This window comes from Mesorhizobium sp. (assembly GCF_004962245.1).
Lineage (GTDB): Bacteria > Pseudomonadota > Alphaproteobacteria > Rhizobiales > Rhizobiaceae > Mesorhizobium.
On sequence record NZ_SUHQ01000092.1, the window covers coordinates 1 to 1038 of the forward strand.

Sequence of the window (1038 nt, forward strand, 5' to 3'; positions counted from 1 at the left end):
TGTGGTGCCTCAGCAGGTTGTCCCGATCGAAGCCGAGGCGGCTGATGGGTGGTTTTGATTGTAAGCTGCCATGTGGCCTATGCCAATTGTAGCGATGAAGCCACCGTGGCAGTTCGGCGTTGCGTTCATGAGAAGTGTTGTAGGCTCGGGCGTAAGCCCATTCGCGCAGGCTCGTCTGAATGAAGCGCTCGGCCTTTCCATTGGTCTTGGGCGTGTACGGCCTGGTGAAGATCTGACGCAGACCCAGACGCCTGCAGGCTGCCCGGAAAGCTTTTGACCGGTAGCATGAACCGTTGTCGGTCATCACACGCTGCACCTTGATGCCGAGGCTGGCGTAATAAGCGATGGCAGCTTCGAGGAAGGCGACAGCGCTCTCCTTGCGCTGGTCGGGCATGACTTGGACGAAAGCGACGCGCGAGGCATCGTCGATGCAGACGTGGACGAACTCCCAGCCGATGCCGAGATGGCGGTTGACCGCGCCAGGATATCGCCCGGTGATGCGGTGTCCCACAGAGCCGATCCGGCCGAGCTTCTTGATATCGAGATGGATGAGCTCGCCGGGATGCTCGCGCTCATAGCGGCGCACCGGCTCGGCCGGTTCCAGGTCTTTCAGCCGTGCCAGGCCAGCACGTGCCAGCACCCGATTCACCGTCGCCTCGGACACGCCGGTTTGCATGGCGATGTGCTTGCCGGTCAGGCGCTGCCGGCGCAGCGCCACGATCGCATCCGCCACCGCGGCTTCGGTTCGCTTCGGGCTTGTCTTGGGCCGCGAGGAACGGTCGAGCATGCCGACGCTTCCCTCGATCCGGAAGCGCTCCACCCAGCGCGCCACCACCTTCGCCGTCACCGCGTATGTCCGCGCCGCATCGGCTTTGGAAAGACGGCCTTCAACAACGTCGCGGGCCATCTCCTCTCGACGCAGCGGCGTCAGACGGGCATTCTTGTGGATGTTCATTCGGTCCTCCGAGAATCACTGAAGCTTCGACAACCTCAGCTTTCTCGGTCGGGGCCGAATGGACAACCTCCTGAAGGCTCACA

The 1038-nt window shown here is 62.6% G+C and carries 1 protein-coding gene; it reads right to left on the reverse strand.

Annotated elements, in window-relative coordinates; genetic code table 11:
* Nucleotides 1-955, reverse strand: a 955-nt coding sequence (locus tag E5X88_RS33480; RefSeq protein WP_292168548.1) for an IS481 family transposase, incomplete at its 3' end; no start/stop codon positions are given.
* Between the last annotated feature and the right edge of the window lie 83 nt (nt 956-1038).